15 protein-coding genes and 1 tRNA gene are annotated in these 18,587 nt (G+C 46.8%); 12 read left to right on the forward strand and 4 right to left on the reverse strand.

Annotated elements, in window-relative coordinates; all coding sequences use genetic code 11:
• The first annotated feature begins 78 nt into the window (after positions 1-78).
• From ACFODX_RS07825 to ACFODX_RS07835, 3 genes are all read left to right on the forward strand, one after another.
• Positions 79-966 (forward strand): FHA domain-containing protein, encoded by an 888-nt coding sequence (locus ACFODX_RS07825; protein ID WP_378117759.1) that lies wholly within the window; start codon positions 79-81, stop codon positions 964-966.
• A 72-nt stretch (positions 967-1,038) separates the two neighbouring features.
• Positions 1,039-2,376 (forward strand): DUF5610 domain-containing protein, encoded by a 1,338-nt coding sequence (locus ACFODX_RS07830; RefSeq protein ID WP_378117761.1) that lies wholly within the window; start codon positions 1,039-1,041, stop codon positions 2,374-2,376.
• A gap of 74 nt (positions 2,377-2,450) precedes the next feature.
• Positions 2,451-2,699, forward strand: a complete 249-nt coding sequence (locus ACFODX_RS07835; RefSeq protein ID WP_378117763.1) for a glutaredoxin family protein — start codon at positions 2,451-2,453, stop codon at positions 2,697-2,699.
• Between the two features lie 45 nt (positions 2,700-2,744).
• Here ACFODX_RS07835 and ACFODX_RS07840 read toward each other — a convergent pair whose 3' ends face one another.
• Positions 2,745-3,980: an EAL and HDOD domain-containing protein gene (locus ACFODX_RS07840; protein WP_378117765.1), complete on the reverse strand. Its 1,236-nt coding sequence runs from the start codon at positions 3,978-3,980 to the stop codon at positions 2,745-2,747.
• Positions 3,981-4,255: 275 nt separating this feature from the next.
• Here ACFODX_RS07840 and ACFODX_RS07845 point away from each other — a divergent pair, with 275 nt between their 5' ends.
• A complete protein-coding gene (locus ACFODX_RS07845; RefSeq protein WP_378117767.1) occupies positions 4,256-5,197 on the forward strand; it encodes a chemotaxis protein CheV in 942 nt (313 codons plus the stop codon).
• A 96-nt stretch (positions 5,198-5,293) separates the two neighbouring features.
• On the opposite strand, the gene ACFODX_RS07850 is transcribed toward ACFODX_RS07845, so the two are convergent.
• Positions 5,294-7,276 (reverse strand): transglycosylase SLT domain-containing protein, encoded by a 1,983-nt coding sequence (locus tag ACFODX_RS07850; protein ID WP_378117770.1) that lies wholly within the window; start codon positions 7,274-7,276, stop codon positions 5,294-5,296.
• A 185-nt stretch (positions 7,277-7,461) separates the two neighbouring features.
• Between ACFODX_RS07850 and ACFODX_RS07855 the strand changes: the two genes are divergently transcribed.
• The gene (locus ACFODX_RS07855) at positions 7,462-9,372 is read left to right on the forward strand and encodes an ATP-binding cassette domain-containing protein (protein ID WP_378117772.1); all 1,911 of its coding nucleotides are present in this window, start codon (positions 7,462-7,464) and stop codon (positions 9,370-9,372) included.
• Positions 9,373-9,401: 29 nt separating this feature from the next.
• Here ACFODX_RS07855 and ACFODX_RS07860 read toward each other — a convergent pair whose 3' ends face one another.
• Positions 9,402-9,860 carry a universal stress protein gene (locus tag ACFODX_RS07860; RefSeq protein ID WP_378117774.1) on the reverse strand — a complete coding sequence of 153 codons (459 nt, stop codon included), beginning with the start codon at positions 9,858-9,860 and terminating at the stop codon, positions 9,402-9,404.
• 87 nt (positions 9,861-9,947) lie between these two features.
• On the opposite strand from ACFODX_RS07860, the gene ACFODX_RS07865 reads away from it, so the two are divergent.
• Complete coding sequence (locus tag ACFODX_RS07865; protein ID WP_378117776.1) at positions 9,948-10,448, forward strand: hypothetical protein; 501 nt, start codon at positions 9,948-9,950, stop codon at positions 10,446-10,448.
• Here ACFODX_RS07865 and ACFODX_RS07870 read toward each other — a convergent pair.
• The gene (locus ACFODX_RS07870; RefSeq protein ID WP_378117778.1) at positions 10,445-11,155 is read right to left on the reverse strand and encodes a hypothetical protein; all 711 of its coding nucleotides are present in this window, start codon (positions 11,153-11,155) and stop codon (positions 10,445-10,447) included. The two genes, ACFODX_RS07865 and ACFODX_RS07870, sit on opposite strands and share 4 nt — an antisense overlap.
• Before the next feature lie 322 nt (positions 11,156-11,477).
• On the opposite strand from ACFODX_RS07870, the gene topA reads away from it, so the two are divergent.
• From topA to clpX, 6 genes are all read left to right on the forward strand, one after another.
• The gene (topA, locus tag ACFODX_RS07875) at positions 11,478-14,099 is read left to right on the forward strand and encodes a type I DNA topoisomerase (RefSeq protein WP_378117780.1); all 2,622 of its coding nucleotides are present in this window, start codon (positions 11,478-11,480) and stop codon (positions 14,097-14,099) included.
• Positions 14,100-14,168: 69 nt separating this feature from the next.
• Positions 14,169-14,702, forward strand: coding sequence for a DUF6586 family protein (locus ACFODX_RS07880; RefSeq protein ID WP_378117782.1), 534 nt, complete (start codon positions 14,169-14,171; stop codon positions 14,700-14,702).
• Between the two features lie 164 nt (positions 14,703-14,866).
• Positions 14,867-14,951: transfer RNA gene (locus ACFODX_RS07885), tRNA-Leu, on the forward strand.
• Between the two features lie 65 nt (positions 14,952-15,016).
• Positions 15,017-16,330: a trigger factor gene (gene tig / locus ACFODX_RS07890; protein WP_378117784.1), complete on the forward strand. Its 1,314-nt coding sequence runs from the start codon at positions 15,017-15,019 to the stop codon at positions 16,328-16,330.
• 174 nt (positions 16,331-16,504) lie between these two features.
• A complete protein-coding gene (gene clpP, locus ACFODX_RS07895) occupies positions 16,505-17,146 on the forward strand; it encodes an ATP-dependent Clp endopeptidase proteolytic subunit ClpP (RefSeq protein ID WP_324260028.1) in 642 nt (213 codons plus the stop codon).
• Between the two features lie 98 nt (positions 17,147-17,244).
• A complete protein-coding gene (gene clpX / locus ACFODX_RS07900) occupies positions 17,245-18,546 on the forward strand; it encodes an ATP-dependent Clp protease ATP-binding subunit ClpX (protein ID WP_378117786.1) in 1,302 nt (433 codons plus the stop codon).
• The last annotated feature ends 41 nt before the right edge of the window (positions 18,547-18,587 follow it).

Genomic DNA, 18,587 nt, shown 5'->3' on the forward strand with positions numbered 1-18,587 from the left:
TGGCGGCCAGAAGGTTGAAATCGACCTAAGGCTGCTGCATCATCGCCCGCTCTTTTGTTAGTTTTTAGGTCAATACATATGCTTAAAATCCGCTTTAAAGACAATAAATACAATGCGGTATGGTTAGTGGAACCCAAAATTACTATAGGTCGCTCGGCTACCAACGCTTTGGTAATAGATGACCCCTTAGTCAGCGACTTGCATATGGAAGTGTTGGTTGATAACGAACATCTCACCCTGCGCAACCTGGTGCCTTTGCAGCCTGTTGCAGTGAATGGGCAGAAAGTGAATGGGGCGTGCGAACTTAAACCGGGCGATGAAATAACGATCGGCGCGGTTGAGCTGGTGGTTATCGACCCCAAGCGGGAGGCGCGTTTGGCTGCAACGCCACCGGCAGAAGGCACTCAGGTTCGTATCCCAAAAACCACAGGCTGGTCGCTTAAAGCGAACCACAGCGCATTAGCTAATCGCGTATTTCCGCTTAAAGAACTCACGACAATCGGCCGCTCCAGCGAGTGCGATATCAGCTTACCGGCGGCACATTTGTCCCGGCGTCACGCTCAGTTACAAGTGATTGACGGTATGTTGTTTGTTAAAGATCTGGACTCAGCCAATGGGACTTTTTTAAACGGTAAACGCGTGGCTGAGGCGAGAGTAAAGCGTGGCGATGAGCTGCGTTTTGATGCCTTGAGCTTCGGGGTAATGGGGCCTGCGGATGATTTGGCCAAAACTACTTTGCGCAAAGTGACACCGCAAGTATCAACACCCGGCGCTGCAGCGATCCCCCCAAAAGCTCGCGCCGAACGCACTCCAGGTGCCACGCGCTCTTCTTCTGTGAGCCGCACCCCTGTGGGCGGGCAGGGCAAGGCAGAGGTTGATCAGGGGAGTAAAGGTAAATTCGGCTGGGTGATACTCGGTGTGCTGGCATTTGCAGTTATAACGACCCTTATTTTAACGCGCAAATAAGTCTTTAAGAATTAGGCTAGCTGGCCGCTAACCTGTGATGCAACTACACCGCGACGGCCTACAGGTGACATCATGACCATTTCTTCGCTCAACAACTTCGCTACAAATTTGCCCTCAAGCAGCTCACAAGGGCTTCCCGGAGCCAAGGGGCAAACATCTGTCGATACCTTGGTCAGTTTGAACCTGGAATCGCTGCGGCGCGTTGATACTCAAGGCATGAGCTACGAGGAGAAGCGGCAAACCGCGCTTCAGGTTGTGAATAAAACCCTCTCAATGGCCTACGAAAAAATTGCTTCCAAAGGCCAAGCCGCCGCTGAAGAGTACGCCACCTTTGAACCACTGACCGCAGAAAAAGTGGCCAATAACATCTTGGGTTTTATTGAGCGGCGCCTGCAAATGGATGTTGCTGAAGGAGCCACTCAAGAAGAATTGCAAACCCGTTTGGAGGCTGGTTTATCTGGCTTTAAAAAAGGTTTTGCGGAAGCGAGCGAAAAGCTCGAAGCCCTGAGTCTTCTCTCGCCCGAGATTAAAACTGACATAGGTAAAACCTACGATTTGGTGATTGCAGGTGTCGATGAGTTGAGAGCTAAATTTATCGAATCGACAACCGCTGAGCCAACTGCTGGTAGTGAAGCTGGAGTTGTTAAAAATCAGCCAACTGCCAGTGCAGAGCAAGTGACTCCAAATCTCAAATCATCAGCTAAAGCTGCGCCTCTATCACTCGAAGTCCCTGCATTTATTCCGGCTCCTTCGTCCTACTTGGGCTACGCCAATTATGAATATGGTCGGGCGCGCGAATTTAGTTTTGAGTTGACTACAAAAGAGGGTGATAAGGTCACTATTAAGGCCGCCTCCAGTGAGGGGCTTGCGGTCGAAGCCGGTCGAGCAGGGCGCGGGAATGAATCAGTAAGTGCGATGAATGCCAGTTATAGTGCCAGCCAGTCTTTTTCATTGAGTATTGAAGGGGATTTAAGTGAGGCGGAGCTAGTGGCGATTAATGATTTGTTAGGCCGTGTAAATAATCTGGCGGATCAATTTTTTACCGGTGATTTGGACGGTGCTTTTGCACAAGCGATGGAGTTGGGTTATGACTCATCCCAGATTGGTAGTTTTGCCTTAAACCTTGCGCAAGCTGAAATCCAACAAGTTACCAAGGCTTATGAGGCCTTTGAACCAAGCACTGCCGGCAATGGTAACAAGTTTGGCCTAAACAACGATTCACTTTTACCTTTGGGTAATTTCATCCGCGACCTGCTTGATAGTTTGGATCGCGCCTCGGTATTTGCTGAGCCAGAGAAGTTGCTGACAAACATTGCTGAAAAAATGCCAGACGAGACGACCGGGGATCAAACACAGGCGCATCGTTTTAGTGGTTTTATGAAACAAATTTTCGCCTTGGAATTAAGTTAATTCTCTTGGGTAAATTTTCAGCTGTCGCTCGGTTAATGCGCTGTTAAAATGGCGTTTTTATCTGGACGCAATGTATGAAAGCTATTTATTTGTATTCAACGCCTGGTTGCCATCTGTGTGAGCTGGCGCGGGAGGTTGTAGATCCGCTGTTAGGCAATTATGCGGTAACACTCGAAGAAGTTGATATTGCCCAATCGGACGAACTTATTGAGCGTTACGGTGTAAAAATTCCCGTGCTCAAATCCCCGCATCATCTTGAAGAGTTGTGTTGGCCTTTCGATACCCATCAAACTGCTGCTTTTTTGCAGCGAGTGACAGTTTGATGATGTAATTGACCCCAGAGAGTAGTCGATGTTTTCTCTCTGGGGTCAACTTCCTTGGTTCAGACTGAGCGTCTGCATGGTTTCAGCAACCCAACGCAGTGCGTCTATGTAAATATCAGCCAAGTCTTCGGGGTTAATTCCCAGCTTGGTTAGATATTCCCAATCAATATCCTGCCAGTGACCTTGCTCATGTAATTGCACTATCTCCAGTACTTGCCCCTCTGGGCCTGTGTGACTGAGCATGGCTTGGTTTAGGGCTTCGCTTAACGATAAGTTGCGTAGTAGCTCTTCCAGTGGTGTGTCCAGAAAAGCATCAAGAGTAGATAAAAGGCCTACGGTAAAATAAGAATCAGGTCGGGATCGCTGATAAATTTTTGAAGCAATTAATTCGCACATACGCGCGCGCGTGAGAGCGGTTATGCTCAGTTCGTGGGGTTTTCCGCTTAAGTTGGACAGCGCCAATAAGTTAACCCAATTTCTGAGTTTGGTTAATCCAAGCAACATTATGGCCTGGCGTAGCGAATCTACATGTCTTGATAAACCAAAGGCTGCAGAGTTGACCAAACGCAGCAGTTTGAAACTCAACAGTGTGTCGCGCGCAATCATGCGTTCTACTTGATCCAAGGGGATATCGGGATCGTGTAATGCAGAAAGCAGCTGTAAAACGGACTGTTTATTTTCGGAAATCTTTCGTCCACTGATGACTCGCGGTTTGGCTAAAAAATATCCCTGAAAAAGGTCAAAGCCCATGGCTTTGCATTTTTCGAACATTTCATAGGTTTCCACTTTTTCGGCAATCAGGGTGAGGCCAAATGATTTCAAGTGACGCACGTGTTCACTGAGCTTTTCTGGCGAAAGCGCCAAGACATCCAGCTTGACTATGTCAGCGTAAGGAACCAAGCCCTCGGTGTCGCTACTTAATTCAAAATCATCCAGTGCGATGGTGTAACCCTGCTCGCGCAATTGCTGCAAAGAAAAAAGCATGGCTGCATCGATTGTTTGCCCCTCTAATACTTCTATCACCAGCTTTTGTTTGCCAAAGGGTGGTGGGCTGGTGAGCAGGGCGCGAGTAAAGTTCACATAGGCTTTGTGTGAGCCAACTACTTCATCGATAGAAAGCTCAGTGAATGCGTTTAATAACACCTGTGAGCTGGCGGCATCGCCATCGGAAGTTGAAATAAATTTCAAATCGCTGTTGCGGCACAGCAATTCGTAAGCAACAACTTTCATGTTGCCATCAAAAATTGGTTGGCGGGCTAGTAGCGGTGTATGTTCGCTCATCTGGGCTCAATCATTTCACAGAGACTGTATAACATTATTATTAGCATAGGCGGTCAACTATCCAATAGGTATGGAAGTTAAGTGTAGGCTCATAAAAAGAGTATATCGCTATTTAAGTTGGATATAGTCTTTTTGTGTTGGGTTTTGTTATTTAGAAATCAACGGTTATTTTTAGCTATACTGAAATAATCAAGTGGATAGACCCAATAACGCTTTATGCATGCGCCAGTGGTCGAATTATTCGACTGCAATTTTATCGATTACAAGGTAGCAGAATGTCTAAGTTACTGGATTCCATCGATCAGCGTACCCGGTTGGTAGGTGAAAATCGGCTGGAATTACTTATGTTCCGCTTGGGCGGGCGTCAGCTTTTTGCAATCAATGTTTTTAAGGTGCAAGAAGTTGTCAAAATTCCCAAGCTGCGTCATGTCCCTCATAGTCATCCTCATATCCGAGGGGTTGCCCATTTGCGTGGCCAGGCTGTGCCGGTGATCGATTTGCGCGCGGCTATTGGTATGAGCCCACTCAAAGACACCGACAATGCCAACCTGATTGTTGCGGAATACAATCGCTCGGTGCAGGCGTTCATGATTGGTGAAGTTGACCGTATAGTGAATTTGAATTGGGAATTGATACTGCCACCCCCCAAAGGTACGGGGAGAGCTCATTTTTTAACAGCTATTACGCGCATTGATGAACAGCTGGTGGAAATCCTGGATGTTGAACGGGTACTTGCCGACATAATTCCATACAACACCCGGGTTTCAGCCAATGTGTTGGACGAGGATCTCGCGCACAAGGCGCGCAAACATAAACTCAAGGTTTTACTGGCAGAGGACTCCCCCACAGCTGTTAAGCAGGTAGTAGAAACCTTGGGGAATATCGGTGTTGATGTGCTTTCGGTTCAGGATGGTTTACAGGCCTTAACCCTGTTGCAACAATGGGCTGCTGCTGGTCGCAAAGTCACCGACGAAATCCTTATGCTGGTGACTGATGCTGAGATGCCCGAAATGGATGGATATCGGCTAACCGCGGAGATAAGAAAAGATCCTGCACTGCGGGATTTATATGTGGTTTTGCATACATCCCTGAGCGGTAGTTTTAATAAAGCCATGGTTGAAAAGGTGGGCTGTAACGATTTTTTATCTAAATTCCAGCCAGACGAGTTGGCTGCTGTTGTGCAGAAACGGTTGCGTGAATTTTTATCGACACATTAAAAAATAACTGGTTTAAAAGACTGCCAAAACGCCGCTTAATATTCAAGCGGCGTTTTTTTGGTGCTGGTTTTGTATATGTTAATTTTCAAACGAAATCTACAGAGTGCGATTTGCCTCTTCAGGAGTTACAAATTGCGTCTCTTGACCTAAACGGTAGGCATATATCACCGAAAATGACAGGATATTTTGCACATAACCGCGTGTTTCCTTAAACGGAATAGTTTCTATCCAGACATCGTAAGGTAGCTGTGCGTTTTTATCTTTATTCATCCATTTCCGCACTCTTGATGGGCCAGCATTGTATGCGGCAGCAGCGAGGATTCTATTGCCATCAAAAACGTCTAGCAGGTAATCAAGATAGCGGCTTCCCAGGGCAATATTTTTGGCCGGTTGAACCAGGTCTTGTGGGTGAAAACTCATGCCGTTTTTTTGTGCCGTCTGTTTTGCGGTAGCGGGAAGTAATTGCATCAATCCCACAGCGCCAGCCGGTGATTTGGCATCTGCCATAAATGCACTTTCTTGCCGGGCAACTGCAAAAATAAGTAGAGGGTTAACGGACGTTTGTTTAGCGGCTTTGCTCACGTGGTCTTGGTAAACAATGGGAAAGCGTGTTTGTAGTTCATCCCATAATTGTGCTTCGGCCATAATTTGAATGCCGTGGCGATGCCAGCCCCAGCGCTCAGCCAAACGCCCGGCAACAGCGGCGTCCTCAGGTTTCATACGGCGTGCGCTGTAAAAAAATTCGCGCGTCGCTGCGGATAGATTGCCTCGCTCTAAAAATTCGCGCGCGCGCAACATGCCTTGGCTATTTTCTACCGCGCGAACCTGCTGCTCATTAACGACTACCGGCCGATCCAGCAGGTGATAGTTAATGCCCGTTTTATCTGCTGCCAAAAACCCATAAAAGCTGCGTGCAGGAGCGACACTGTTATAAATCGCCAAGGGTGTTTCGCCGTTGATTTCTTTAATGTCCAGCTCTTCCATGGTGCGCGCTTGCCAATAACGCCAGCGCTCAGTAGCTTTAACATCCGCAGGTAAACGGGTTAGCCATTCATTCACTTGTTCCCAATTTTGTTTGCGCAGGGATTCGCGCAGTAGCCATTCAAGTAAATCGACACTATTGAGTCCCGGTGTCGACGCCACCAGCTTTTCAGCTTCGCTGTCATGATCTTGATGCAATAAACGCAGTGCAATCTGGTATTTAATTGCATTGCGATCTTCATCGCTGAACAGTTGTTGGGCATCGTAAATCCGCCACAAGCTGAGCGCTTCTTTGGCATTGGTGCGCGCAAGTTTATTCAAACCATGAAGAATGATGCTTTTTGTGTGTGGCGATTGTTTGGAAAACTTTGAAGTTTGTTTTAAAAGTCGCGGGTTCGCATTGACCTGTTGCAGTAATAACGCATTAGAGCGTTCTGCTGCTGGCAACAAATTGCTCAAATAGCTTGCCATACCATTGTTGCCCGCGTTGAGCACCTTTAGATGGCGCTGCCAAATCAATTCCGGTGTCATGCGTCCGGCTTTGCGCCATTCCGCAAATACTGGATCACAAGCTTTGGATTGTGCTTTTTCGATATTCCACAAGTTAGCCACATCATCGAGAGCCGTTTTGTCGCCTGTGGCCAGACGTGCACGCAGATTCAGGCATGCCAACTCCGGGTCGGTGAGTCGGGAATCGTAAAATTGACGGTATTCGGCCCAGCGTTCCCTCTGCGCCAGGGTGCGCAACCAACGATGCAGTAAACGCTCTGCTAAAAACGATTCCGGGTAGCGCGTGAAAAAACTTTCAACCTCAGTTTTAGGCAAAGTGATTAGCCGCTCGGTTAAATCCTGATATTCAAGGTAGGGAACCAGTGGATAATTCTGCAGTTGTTTCACCAGGCGTCGATATTCGGCTCTATTTTTATTGTTGAGGGCTTTTTGTGCCTGATCGTACTTTTGTCGCTCAGTTGTCCGCACGTCAGTTTTGGTACTTTGTTTGGCGCTGGTCGCGGCGTGTGTGAACGTGGTGATGGTCATACTGCCGATCAATACACTGGCGCTCAACGACAATGGCCAAAGTATTTTCGAAAACCTCATGTGAACCTCAATTATTCTCTTGCGAATATCGTCTTACGGAATTGTTTTTGTTGGTGGGCTTATCACGCCGACAGGTTGGTTAACCAAGCCTGCTGGGATATGATGCGGCTCTTTTGAGAATAACAGTCCATTCTTGCTTCTGCCACTATCATTTTTGTTATAAAACCACCTGAATTATTCCTTCTATGTCTTTGATTAAAATTGAAAAAGCAGGCCTGAGTTACGGCTTGCAAGTCTTGCTTGACGGTGTTGACCTCACGATTGAACGCGGACAGCGTCTTTGTCTTATCGGGCGTAATGGAACGGGTAAATCCAGCTTGCTGAAAGTGATTGCCGGCGAAGTGGATTTGGATAAAGGGGAGGTCATCAAACAGACCGGAATCCGTATTGCGCGGCTTGAGCAGGATTTGCCAGAGGCGGACGATCGCTTGGTATTTGATGCGGTGGCTGCAGGTGCGCATGGTATAGGCGAGCTGCTGGCTGAATACCGGTTGTTATCCCATTCGGTAGATATCAGCGATAACCAGCTCGAACGCATGACCCAGCTTCAGCAGCAAATAGAAGCAAATGATGGCTGGGCTTTGCAGCAGAAAGTGGAGGAAATTATTTCTCGCCTCGATTTGCCGGCTGATCGTTTTATGCGTGAGCTATCGGGAGGTTGGCGTCGCCGTGTTGCTCTGGCGCGCGCGCTGGTACTTGAGCCGGATGTACTTTTGCTGGATGAGCCAACAAACCATCTGGATATAGCGGTAATTGAATGGTTGGAAAAACAACTCCTGAACTTTAATGGAGCCTTGGTATTTATCACCCACGACCGTTCATTGCTGCAGGCTTTGGCAACACATATTGCGGAATTGGATCGTGGCCATCTGCGTTACTGGGAGGGCGATTACACAAGCTTTTTGGTGTATCGGGAGCAGGCGCTTGCTGATGAGGCGCGCCACAATGAGTTATTTGATAAAAAACTGGCTCAAGAAGAAGTCTGGATTCGTCAGGGAATAAAGGCGCGCCGCACCCGCAACGAAGGTCGTGTTCGTGCGTTGAAAGCGCTGCGCGAAACCCGGTCTCAACGCCGCGAGCTGGTGGGCAAAGCAAATTTCTCTCTGGCAACCAGTGGCGATTCCGGCAAATTGGTGGCAGATCTCGTTGATGTCTCTTACTCCTGGGGCGATAAGCCCATAGTAAAAAACTTTTCGACGCGAATTATGCGCGGAGACAGAATTGGCTTGGTGGGCGCTAATGGCGCCGGTAAAAGTACTTTACTCAAGCTAATACTGGGTGAATTGGAACCGCAGGGCGGTAGCGTCAAACTGGGCACTAATTTACAAATCGCTTATTTTGATCAGCTTCGCGATCAGTTGGATCTCAATAAAAATGCCGTCGATAACATTGCAGAAGGGCGGGAGTTTATTGATATCGATGGTAAGTCCAAACATATATTTTCCTATTTGAGCGACTTTTTATTTAGCGGTGAGCGTGCGCGAACCCCTCTGCGCGCCCTTTCGGGGGGAGAGCGCAACCGGGTTTTGCTCGCCAAGTTATTCAGTAAGTCGGCTAACCTGCTGGTGCTGGATGAACCTACCAATGATTTGGATGTTGAGACGCTCGAACTATTGGAAGACATATTGACCGATTATCCCGGCACTTTATTACTTGTCAGTCACGACAGAGCTTTTTTGAACAATATAGTCTCCAGCGTCATTGCTTTTGAGGGCCGTGGAAATGTACTTGAATATGTGGGCGGCTATGACGATTGGTTGCGTCAAGGCGGTAAATGGACTCAAGCCGACGAGCTACCTGCATCTATACCTACGGCATCAGTAGCAGAAAAACCTGCTGTTGAGGCTCCGAAAGTATCGGCGAAATCAAAAAAACTGAGTTACAAATTTCAAAAAGAATTTGATGAATTACCGCACAAAATCGAACAGCTAGAGGCCAAACTTGAGGCTTTGGCGGCGATTACGGGTGCTGCTGATTTTTACAGTCAAACTGCTGCTGCCGTCGAGCAAAAGCTGCAAGAGTTGGCGGCAGTACAGCAGGCTCTGGATGATTGCTTTGAGCGCTGGGCTGAGTTGGAGGATATGCAGCAGGAATAGTGGCCGGCTATTCCCGCAGTAAAAAAGCCCTAGGATTCAGCCAATTGCTTTTTTACCAGTACGGCGAGAACGTCGCAGGTTGCGCCATGTAAGACGCTGTTGGGGGTCGAGCCTAGCAGCAGCGAAAAACCTTTGCGTCCATGACTACCCACTACTATCAAATCGGCTGATTCCTGTTCGGCAAGGTAATGCAGCTCTGCAGCAGGTTGCCCGACCAACACATGCCGCTGCTGAATGGGATAAGGGCTAGTCGCCGCTAGCTGGGCAAGATCAGCTTCCGCTTTTTGTACCTGCTGTTCTTGCACGCCGCTTAAATCTACCGGCATATCACCGCCATAAGCAAAGGCAATAGGCTCAAGCACATGGGCGATGGTGAGTTTTGCATTGCAGGCTGCGGCAATTGCAGCGGCGCGTCGAATAACGCCAGGGCAATCCTCGGAAAGATCTACCCCGATGATAATGTGCCGGTAACTGATGGGCTCTGTCATGATATTTGTCTCCCTAAAATGTTATTGCTGAGAAAGAGTTTAGTTCCCACCGGCGGAAATTTCCGCCTCTGTTGTTAAGAGATTGTTATGAATTTTTGGTTCATTGGCTTGCTGATTGTTGCTGTTGCGCTGATTTTGGGGCCAATCGCCATGCTGCGCCCGAACCCTGCTCAAAAACGGAAAGAACAACTACGGAAACACGCAAGCGAGCAAGGTATACGTTTTACTATGCGACGTTTGCCTGCGCTCAAAACAAATATGGAGGCGCCTCCAGTGGTGCCCGTTTATTTTTTACCTCCTCCAGTCAATGCGCAGTTTCAGGATGATTGGATTTTGATGAGGACTGAGTACGAGCACGAAGGTAACTTTTACAGGGAGTGGGATTGGCAAGGTGGAGTGCGGCCTTCGGAGGCTATCTGTAAAACCCTCAAGGCTAGCTTGCCCGATTTGCCACTTTCAGTGCCCGCGATTGCGCAGGGCAAGTCTGGAAGCTGTATTTTTTGGCGAGAAATCGAGGGGGAGGTGGAGTTGGCCAAACTGATTAGTTTGCTTCGTGCGTTAGATGCACAGCTCAATCGTGTTGCCTAGGCCATAGCATTTGATTTCTGCGGATCGCGCAATTCCTTACTCAGGTTGGTTCTTGCTCCATCAACAATTTCCCCCAGCTCTTTGATCATCTTCAGGCGGCGGGGATCCTGGTGCATGGACTCCATCAACAAGTGTTGGGCTTTGCGATAAAACGCCTGTGCAGAAAACCTGTCACTGATCACCATGGATTTATCGCCCTGGCCAATATAAGACATCACCGCCACCATTAGATGCGCCCAGCGTAAGTCGCTTAGGTAGTTGCTTAATTCAGCCTCGTTAATAATTCCTTGTGCAGCCAATTGGGTCACTAGTTGCATGGCATCGTTCAGGTGGTGCTGGGTTTTGGCGATTTGCGCGTCGCTCTCTCGCTGGTAACCAATTGAGGCGCGGTTATCACTACTCAATAATTCCTCTGAATAGGCTTCCGTTTTTTGGATCGCCTGTTCAAGTAATTCAGTATTTTTATCTTCCAAGGCGAGCATTTGGTGCTGCAAGTTAATGATCATGTCATTGATATGTTTAGTGATCATTCGGTTCGGCAGGGTTTGCGCTAAACAAGTAACAACTTCAGCCAGCTCCTCGGCCCTGATGCGTAAACGGCGCTGCTCAAGGCGTCGCTCGCGCTGCCGCATTTGCATACGGTTGATTGCACTGACAGTTATCAATGCAATGATCATTAAAACAAATAAAAATGCTACTAAAGTCATGCGGGCATCTGTTGTTCAAAAAGTCAGGGTTTACAAGGCCTGGGGCAAGTGTTCTGCAGATGAAAATAAATTTGTTTATTTTCAGGTGCTTAGATGTTTTTCTTACTGAATTATGTAGCCTTTTGGTATGTTCCAAAAACGCTCCAAGCCAAACCCTGCGGGCGTGGTATGGGGGAAATTATAGCTTGACCCCTTGCGGCGCAGGTCTTATATATGCGCACCTTCAAGCTGATATAAGCTATCCATTCAGGCGATACTGCAATCTTTTGTCACACAATTCAACTTTGCAACGCCTTCTTTAATAGAGAATTTTCTAACCATCATGGGCAAATCCTTAGTTATCGTTGAGTCGCCAGCCAAGGCAAAAACAATCAATAAATATCTGGGTAATGATTTCATTGTTAAATCCAGTATTGGTCACATACGCGATTTGCCTACGAGTGGCGGTGCCAAACCCGTTGATGCCAAGGAGCGCGCTAAGCAAGCGGCCGCCACCCGCAAAATGTCAGCCGACGAAAAAGCGCTTTATCAAGCCAAAAAAAGCAAAAGCCAGTTAGTTAACCGAATGGGGATAGATCCGGATAACAACTGGGAGGCCAGCTATGAAATATTGCCAGGCAAAGAAAAAGTGGTCGATGAGCTGAAGAAGCTCGCGGAAAAGGCTGATATGGTTTACCTCGCAACCGACTTGGATAGAGAAGGGGAGGCTATTGCCTGGCACCTACGCGAGGCTATTGGCGGTGACGAGGCTCGCTATCGCCGCGTGGTGTTCAATGAAATTACGAAAACAGCGATTCAAAATGCATTTAAAACGCCAGGTCCTATTGATCAAAATCGTGTAGATGCCCAGCAAGCACGTCGTTTTCTTGATCGCGTGGTTGGTTACATGGTTTCTCCATTATTGTGGGAGAAGGTGGCTCGCGGTCTATCTGCTGGGCGTGTTCAGTCTGTTGCAGTAAGGTTAGTGGTTGAGCGTGAGCGCGAAATTCGGGCATTTGTTCCCGAGGAGTACTGGACACTGTTTGCTGATTTGCAGGCTGATAAGGGGCAGCAAGCCAATTTTGAAGTAAAAAAAGTTGGCGAGGATGTTTTCAAACCGGTAAATGAAGCCCAGACAATGGCTGCGGTAGCTGCATTACAAGGTGCTACTTACAAAGTCATCAGTCGCGAAGATAAGCCTACCCAATCCAAACCATCAGCTCCATTTATAACCTCTACACTTCAGCAAGCGGCTAGCACCAGGTTGGGTTTTGGAGTGAAAAAAACCATGATGATGGCCCAGCGCTTGTACGAAGCAGGCTACATCACTTATATGCGTACAGACTCGACCAACTTAAGTAAAGAGGCTGTTGACTCTTGTCGCGATTATATTTTGGAAAACTTTGGCAAGCGCTATCTGCCGGAAACTCCAGTGCTTTACTCGAGTAAAGACGGTGCCCAAGAGGCACACGAAGCTATACGCCCATCAAATGTTGGCGTCATGCCTAACCAGCTTAGCGGTATGGAGCGAGATGCAGAGCGTCTTTATGGTTTGATCTGGCAGCAATTTGTTGCGTGTCAGATGACGCCAGCAGAGTACACCAGTACCAGTGTGGTGGTATCTGCTGGCAGCTACGAGCTGCGTACCCGCGGTCGTGTTATTCGCTTTGATGGCTACACCAAGGTAAGCCCTCAAATTGCCAAAAAAGATGAAGACGTTGTGTTGCCTGATATGAAAGTTGGTCAGGTTTTGCCTTTGATAAAGCTCAACCCCCAGCAGCATTTCACCAAACCTCCTGCGCGCTATACGGAAGCTAGTTTGGTTAAAGAACTGGAAAAACGCGCGATAGGTCGACCGTCAACCTATGCCTCTATCATTTCAACGATTCAAGAACGTGGATATGTTCGCCAGGAAAACCGCCGTTTTTATGCAGAGAAAATGGGTGACATAGTCACTGAGCGTTTGGTTGAAAGTTTTGATGATTTGATGGACTACGGTTTTACCGCGAATATGGAGGGCTCACTCGATGTGGTAGCTCAAGGCGGTAAAAACTGGCGTGACCTGTTAAATGAATTCTATGCCGGGTTTAGTAAAAAACTAGCGATCGCATCAAGTGCTGACAAAGGTATGCGTGCTAATGATCCGACAGAAACCGATATTCCCTGCAGTCTTTGTGGGCGACATATGCAGATCCGCACAGGTAGTACGGGGGTGTTTCTGGGTTGCTCTGGCTATGCTTTACCTCCAAAAGAGCGCTGTAAAAATACTATGAACTTAGTATCAGGCGATGAGGTTATCGAAGCTGATGCTGACGAGGAAGCTGAATCGCGTCAACTGCGTTCCAAACACCGCTGTAAGCTCTGTAATTCGGCGATGGACTCTTATTTGTTGGATGAGCATCGCAAGCTACATATTTGTGGTAACAACCCGGATTGCCCGGGTTACGAAGTGGAGCAGGGCAGTTATCGTCTTAAAGGTTATGAGGGACCCACACTCGAGTGTGATAAGTGTGGCAGTGAAATGCAGTTAAAAACTGGTCGCTTTGGAAAGTACTTTGGGTGCACTAACGGAGAGTGCAAAAATACGCGCAAACTGTTGAAAAATGGAGAAGCTGCTCCACCCAAGGTTGATCCAATAGTTATGCCTGAATTGCGCTGTGAAAAAGTGGATGATCACTATGTTTTACGTGACGGTGCTGCGGGGCTGTTCTTAGCTGCGAGTCAATTCCCTAAAAATCGTGAAACCAGGGCGCCGCTTGTAGAAGAATTACTACCCTATAAAGACAAAATAGATCCAAAGTATCATTTTTTACTATCGGCGCCAGTTAAAGATTCCGATGGTAATAAGGCTATTGTCCGTTTTAGTCGCAAAACCAAAGAGCAGTACGTTCAGACTGAAGTAAATGGTAAAGCTACTGGCTGGAAGGCATTTTATACAAATGGAAAGTGGCAGGTTCAGAAGTAACAGCGGCTAGCTGTTTGTTCTAAAGGGCGATCTATAGATCGCCCTTTTTACTATTGGAGATACGTATATATGCAGGTGACAAATTTCTCGTTGGTGAATCAAGCTTTTGCCTTTGCAAGTGCAATTCATGGGATGGTGAGTGACATGAACTCAATGTCAACAAGTGCGGAGCGATTACTTCGGGAGGCTCTGCTTACTGCCTGTGCCTTTCATTTGAGGCGCGCCTTTCATTTTTATATCCGGGAAATAGCTGATAGGGCGTCGCTTAATAATGCGGGGTCAATAAGTTCTTTGGCTGAGCTGAAGCAATTGCTAACGCAGAGCGGTTTTTATTCTCAAGACCTTGAAGAGTTAAGTGAGCTTGCTGAACAAAAGGGATCATGGTTATGGCAATTGCAGCTTCACTCAAAGGAGGTTATGCAGTCTCCTCCCAAAGAGCAGGAAAAAAAGGCCTTTCCTCAGGATAACTTAATTCTTGCTGTTGATCTTACCGCTGTCGATGAGAGCGCAAAGCTGGTGCTGACGTCTGATTTGTTGAGGGATTGGCAGCATGCTTTCCGCTCGCTAGTGTTGCGGCAGCGTGAGACAGGCGCAGAGTTTTAGCGGGCTTTCATCTAAATGTTGAACCGGCGATATCTCTGTGGCACAATCTGCACCCTTCGCGCGCTTTGGCTGATGATTTTTATAAAAAATATTAAAAATCAATTGGTTAGGCGGCATGAAAAATTAGTCAGTGCCTGCATTTGTCGCAAATGAGGCAACCCAACGCGGACGTGGTGAAATTGGTAGACACACCAGGTTTAGGTTCTGGCGCCGCAAGGTGTGAGAGTTCGAGTCTCTCCGTCCGCACCATTTTCTAGGCATCTTTTTGACTGCCTGATCTAATGCCAAAACTATTGTTATTTCACGAGGCACATATGCAGGTTTCACTCGAAACGACTTCTGGATTGGAACGCCGCTTGACCGTTGGTGTACCCGCTGAGCAAGTAGAAAATGAAGTTGAGAATCGCCTAAAGCAAGCGGCGCGTAACGTAAGCATCAAAGGTTTTCGTAAAGGCAAGGTGCCTATCTCTGTTGTAAAGCAGCGCTTTGGTGCTGGCATTCGTCAGGAAGTTGTAGGTGATGTGATCAGCCGCTCTTTCTATGCTGCAGTTCAAAAAGAAAACGTAAAACCTGCTGGTCAACCCTCCATTCAGCCTAAGCAATTAGCTGCAGGCAAAGATCTTGAATATGTGGCCACTTTTGAGGTCTATCCAAGCGTTGCTTTAAGTGATCTCTCTGCTTACGAAATCACTAAATACACTGCTGAAGTTACCGAAGCTGATGTAGACAATATGATCGAGGTTTTGCGCAAGCATCAAGCGACTTGGTCAACAGTGGAGCGTGCAGCTGCGGAAGGTGATCAGGTAAATATTAATTTCTTAGGCACTAAGGATGGTGTTGAGTTTGCCGGTGGTAAAGCAGAGAACCATGTGCTGGTGTTAGGCTCAAAATCGATGATACCTGGTTTTGAAGAGGGTATTGTTGGTATGAAGGCGGGTGAGCAAAAAGTAATTCCCGTTACCTTTCCCGAAGATTATCAAGCGGAAGAGCTCAAAGGCGCAGCTGTTCAATTTGCCATTACTGTTAATAGCGTGTCTGAAGCTCAGTTGCCTGAATTGAAAAAAGAATTTTTCCAAAAGTTCGGTGTCGAAAAAGGCGGAGAGAAGCAGTTCCGTAAAGAAGTTAAGGCAAATATGGATCGTGAGCTTGCGAATGCCTTGAAGGCAAAAGTTAAGGTTCAGGTGATGGATGCTCTTATTGCCTCCCACACCACAGAAGTTCCTAAAGCGCTAGTTGCAAATGAAATTCAGGTGTTGCGTAATCAAATGCTGCAGCGCTTTGGTGGACAGCAGCAAAATTTTGACGTCAAGTCGTTGTTGCCGGACGCCATGTTCCAAGAAGAGGCGTCACGTCGAGTTACTCTTGGTTTGATAGTTGGTGAGATTGTTAAGTCAACAAAGCTTAAGCCTGATGCTAAACGTGTTCGTGCGATGATTGAAGAGATCGCATCTACTTATCAAGAGCCAAAGGAAGTGATTGAATATTATAATTCCAATCAGGAGCTTCTTGCTGGCGTAGAGTCGGCAGTGCTGGAAGATCAGGTGGTCGATCATATTATGGATCAGGCGAAGGTTTCTGAAGTTGAAACCAGCTATGATGAAATTATTAAGTCCAACAGCCAGCGTTAATTGCTTGAAAGGTCGCATTGCACATGCTTTGCGGCCTCCTTCCGTTTTAATCCCCCATCCAAAACCCCCTCTTTGGACTGGCATATAATGCCATCACGAGTTAAGCTCTCAAATAGCAAATTTACTGTTTCAGAACTGGCGATATTAAATGTTCGCTTAAGGATAAAACGCAAGATGTCATACGAATCTACAAAATCTCAGTCTTCCTTTATCAACAGTGGCTTGGTGCCGATGGTTATTGAGCAAACTGCCAGAGGGGAGCGCTCATTTGATATTTACTCTCGTCTTCTCAAGGAGCGTGTAATTTTTCTTGTGGGGCCTGTTGAGGATTACATGGCCAATTTGGTAGTCGCTCAATTATTGTTTTTGGAGGCTGAGAATCCTGATAAAGATATTCATCTTTATATCAATTCTCCTGGTGGGTCCGTGACAGCAGGAATGTCGATATACGATACCATGCAGTTCATTAAGCCAGATGTTAGCACTATGTGTATTGGCCAAGCATGTAGTATGGGAGCATTTTTATTAAATGCTGGTACAAAAGGTAAGCGCTTTTGTTTGCCAAACTCGCGTGTAATGATCCACCAACCAAGTGGTGGTGCTCAAGGGCAGGCTTCGGACATACATATTCAGGCACAGGAAATATTAAAAATTCGTGCCCGTCTCAACGAGCTAATGGCATTTCACTCTGGCCAGCCGATTGATAAAATTGAATTGGACACCGAACGTGACAACTTCATGTCAGCACAGCAAGCCAAAGACTACGGTTTAATCGACTCAGTTATTGAGCGACGTGTTCAGCCTGCAGCTAAGTAAACACGTTTCTTGTGATCGAAAAACGCAACCAGATATTGAGCTAGTTGCGATCCAAGAAAGCTGATAACGGTTTTGAATTTTTGATGGAGTGGGTTTGAATGACCGATCACACCAGTGACACAGGCGATAAAAACGGAAAGTTGCTCTACTGTTCTTTCTGTGGCAAAAGTCAACATGAGGTTCGTAAGCTGATTGCAGGACCGTCTGTTTTCATTTGTGACGAATGCGTTGATTTATGCAATGACATTATTCGTGAGGAGATACAGGAAAATACAGCTGACGGCACATCTGAAAAGCTACCTAAACCACACGAAATTTCTGCGATTCTGGATCAATATGTAATCGGTCAGAAACGAGCTAAAAAGGTTTTGGCGGTAGCGGTTTATAATCATTACAAGCGCCTCCGTTTTGGTGATAAGGCAGGTAAAGATAAAGAGCCTATTGAACTTGGCAAAAGCAATATTCTTTTAGTCGGTCCAACTGGTAGTGGAAAAACTTTGCTTGCTGAAACACTGGCTCGTTTGCTTGATGTGCCGTTCACGATTGCTGATGCTACAACATTGACCGAAGCTGGTTATGTTGGCGAAGATGTAGAAAATATTATTCAAAAGCTTCTGCAAAAGTGTGATTACGATGTAGAGAAGGCGCAGCAAGGTATAGTTTATATTGATGAAATCGATAAGATCTCTCGAAAATCAGACAATCCTTCAATTACACGTGATGTTTCTGGTGAAGGCGTTCAGCAAGCTTTGCTCAAGTTAATTGAAGGTACTGTCGCATCAGTTCCTCCTCAGGGAGGGCGAAAACACCCTCAGCAAGAGTTTTTGCAAGTTGATACGTCAAATATCCTGTTTATCTGTGGCGGTGCCTTTGCTGGATTGGATAAGGTTATTCGTGATAGATCTGAAAAAAGTGGCATAGGTTTTGGCGCAGAGGTCAAAAGCAAAGATGAAAAACGTAATTTTGGCGAGACGCTCCATTCATTAGAGCCTGAGGATTTGGTTCGTTATGGTTTGATTCCCGAATTTGTTGGTCGTTTGCCTGTTATCGCTACCTTGGATGAGCTGGATAAGGCGGCATTAATACAAATATTAACTGAGCCGAGAAATGCTTTGACTAAGCAATACGCAAGGCTGTTTGAGATGGAAGGAGTTCAAATCGACTTCCGTCCAGATGCTTTGGATGCTGTCGCCGAGCGCGCGCTGGAGCGTAAGACTGGGGCGCGTGGTTTGCGCTCTATTATGGAAAACGTGTTGCTTGATACGATGTACAAAATTCCATCAGAAGATAATGTTGTCAAAGTGGTTGTGGACGAGTCTGTTATCAAGGGGGAGTCTGAGCCGTTGCTAGTTTATGAGGTTGCTGATATTCCGGCCAAAGTGGCTTCAGATGATAAATAGTTTTTAAACAGAAACGAGAAGATGAAAAGAGCGCATTTATG

The sequence above is a fragment of the Cellvibrio fontiphilus genome (genome assembly GCF_042646205.1).
GTDB classification, from domain to species: Bacteria; Pseudomonadota; Gammaproteobacteria; order Pseudomonadales; family Cellvibrionaceae; genus Cellvibrio; species Cellvibrio fontiphilus_A.